This window comes from Deltaproteobacteria bacterium GWC2_65_14 (assembly GCA_001797615.1).
GTDB lineage: Bacteria > Desulfobacterota > Deferrimicrobia > Deferrimicrobiales > Deferrimicrobiaceae > GWC2-65-14.
On sequence record MGPV01000040.1, the window covers coordinates 57,273 to 60,085 of the forward strand.

3 protein-coding genes and 1 pseudogene (1 of these 4 only partly in view) are annotated in these 2,813 nt (G+C 65.1%); 1 reads left to right on the forward strand and 3 read right to left on the reverse strand.

Going from position 1 to position 2,813, the window contains the following annotated elements:
• The 3 genes and pseudogenes from A2X88_01315 to A2X88_01325 all read right to left on the reverse strand — a co-directional run.
• A pseudogene (locus tag A2X88_01315) lies at positions 1-147 on the reverse strand (hypothetical protein); it reaches 511 nt to the left of the window's first position.
• Positions 148-164: 17 nt separating this feature from the next.
• Entirely contained in the window at positions 165-1,316 is a 1,152-nt protein-coding gene (locus A2X88_01320; GenBank protein ID OGP33997.1) for a hypothetical protein, read from the reverse strand.
• A 21-nt stretch (positions 1,317-1,337) separates the two neighbouring features.
• Positions 1,338-1,934, reverse strand: a complete 597-nt coding sequence (locus A2X88_01325; GenBank protein OGP33998.1) for a hypothetical protein — start codon at positions 1,932-1,934, stop codon at positions 1,338-1,340.
• A 398-nt stretch (positions 1,935-2,332) separates the two neighbouring features.
• Here A2X88_01325 and A2X88_01330 point away from each other — a divergent pair.
• Positions 2,333-2,813 (forward strand): hypothetical protein (locus A2X88_01330; protein ID OGP34006.1); only part of this gene is annotated, 481 nt, incomplete at its 3' end.

The following is a 2,813-nucleotide window of genomic DNA, read 5'->3' on the forward strand; positions in this document are numbered from 1 at the left end:
CGTGCTCTTCCCCGACCCGGATTCCCCCGTGATCACCGCGAACTCCTCCCGGTCGAACCGCATGGAGACCCCTCGAAGGGCCTCGGTCTGCGTGCCGTTGTTTCCATACAGCATCGAAACGTTCTCCAGCCGGATGACAGGTTCCATGGATCCTCCTTCTCGTTTCACAGGCTTCGGATCGCTTCCGTCGGGGAGAGCGCGGCCGCCCTCCGCGCCGGGGGAATGCTGCCCAGCATCCCCAGGGTCATCCCCAGGAGAAGCCCCGCGACCAGCGGGACCGGAAGGACCCCGGGGTTCTCCACTCCGAACCATGGCGCAACCAGGAGGGATGCCGCGGCCCCTGCCGCGGCCCCGAGCCCCGACGCGAGCAAGGAGATCCATCCCGTCTCCCAGAAGAGGAGCGACAGGATCGACCGGCGCCGGAAGCCGACCGCCCGGAGCACCCCGATCTCCCGGGTCCGCTCCTGGACCGACCCCATCACCGTGACGAAAACCATCAATCCACCGATGGCCAGCACCACGGCGGACACGCCAAGACCGAGCCTGCGGAACTGGTCGACCGCCTCGCGGCGGCTCTCCACCACCTGCCGGATCGCCGATACCCGGGCGCCGGGAAGGGCGGCGGAGATCTGCGCGACGATGTCTTCCACCGGGCAGTCCTTGCACAGGGCCGCCACCTCGTAGAAGGAGACGGCTTTCGGCTTCTTCCCCAGGGCCTGGACGACGGAGAGGCTCGCGATCACCATCCCGTCCTCCTTCTCCCCGGTTGGATGGAGGACTCCCGCGACCCGGAAGCTCCTTCCCCCCGCGGTCACCGTGCCTCCCGGCCCCTTGTCCAGCGCCGTGGCCGCCTCGGATCCGAGGAGGACCTCCTCCTTCCCGTCGATCGGCGATCCGGCGATCTTCCACCATGGGCGGGCCGCCGGGATCTCCTCCGGCGGGAGCCCCATCCAGACCAGATCCCTTCCCGACGTCTCCGTCGCCGCCAGAAAATAGGGGACGACGGAGCGGAGCCGGTCCTTGTGGTGGATCGATCCGATGGCCTCCCGGTCGTCGATCGAGAGACCGGCGTGGGCCACCTCGGTCCCGCCGAGCGCGATGTTCCCGAACCCGAGGGAGAACTGGTCGGTTCTCGGAAGGACCAGGATGTTCGCGCCGTAGCGGTCCAGCTTCTCCTGCACCGCCCCCTCCATCTGGGAGGTGAGCGTTACCAGCGCCACGAAGGTCCCGATTCCCAAAAAGATCCCGAGACCGGTGAAGAGCGCACGCGATTTTCGCCTGTGCAGGTTTTTCCAGGCCAGTTTCCGGATATTCATCGCGGCCGCCTCGCTCCGCCGCTACAGCCGCTTGCGGACAAAGTAGGGGCCGCCCGCCGCGATGTCCGCCTTCCTGATCGCCAGGTACTCCCCGTCCACCGCGCGCGCCAGAGGAGCCGGATTGCAGCCGCCCTTGACCTCGTTCACCTTGTCGCTCGGGAACTTCTGCCCGCAGTTGTTGCAGACCATGAGATCCCCTTCCTGCCGGTACCCACGGTTCGCCCGGAAGCAGACATCGCAGGTGTCGTAGGCGGCGCGGTAGACGCCGTCGCTGCTCTTCAGGGCGAAGTAATGGATCTCCTTTCCCCCCAGGTCGGCCTTGAGGAAGACCGCCCTCCCCGAGTCGAGCGCCTTCAGGGGGATCTTGACCTCACCGGCCGTCTCGACCACGCCGGCCGCTTTCCCAGACTCGGCGGGCGACTTTTGAAACACATCGCTGAACCATCCGGCGCCTGCCCCCTTCGTGAACCCGGCGGCGAGGATCAGCCCTCCGATGAGAAGCAGGACGATCCAGATAAACCGTTTCGATCCGGTCCTCCCCCCACAGCAGGATCCGCCATTTCCTGCAACCGATTCCCTTTTCCTGCCGTCCTTCGCGTTGTTCCCATGGCAATTCATCGGTTTCCGTGACCTCCGGAATTGAGATTCTGGGTCTTTGTTGGCAAAGGACGTGCCGAAACAACGGAGCGAATAAAATCACGTGCGATTTCGGTCGGTTCGTAACTCGGCGGGGCAGACACGATCGGGGAGGCATGCGGTTGGGCGAAGAATAATCTTCACCGATTCAGACTATTCGGCCCCAACCTTGTTTTGCCTGGTCCACGTCATGTAAGGAAAACCGGAATCTGCCCGACGAAACCGGAAAGACGCTTCTTCCGACCTGCCGTGGGACCTGGGGAATCGCCGGCGGCGGTTTTCTCATCTGTTGTGGAAACGGACGGATTTCCGGGGGGGAACGTTTGTCGTCGAGAGAGGAAAACGGTACCTTGTTCTCACCAGATCAGGAGGACCAGATTGTGGAGGTAGCTCCGCAGACGCACGCGACGGGCAGGAAACCGCTGGTGAAGGCGCTCGGTCTCGCCGCATTCATCGTCGGGGCGGTGGCGCTCGTGCGGTACACCCCGGTCAAGGGCTACCTCACCCCGAAAGTACTGGGGGGGATCCTCGATGCGGCCGGGTTCTGGGCGCCGGTCCTCTTCATCCTCGTGTACACCGCCGGGGTCTGCCTCTTCGTGCCAGGGACGCTCCTGACCGCCCTCGGAGCGGCCATCTTCGGCGCCTACTGGGGATTCGTCTACGTCTGGTTCGGGGCCATGCTCGGGGCGAGCGCCGCCTTCTGGATCGGCCGCACGCTGGGCCGGGAGTTCGCCGCATCGCTGATCGGGGACCGGCTGGAAAAATACGACGAGGCGATCGAGCGGAACGGCTTCGCCACCGTCCTCTACCTTCGGCTCGTCTACTTCCCCTTCACCCCCATGAACTTCGGCATGGGCCTCA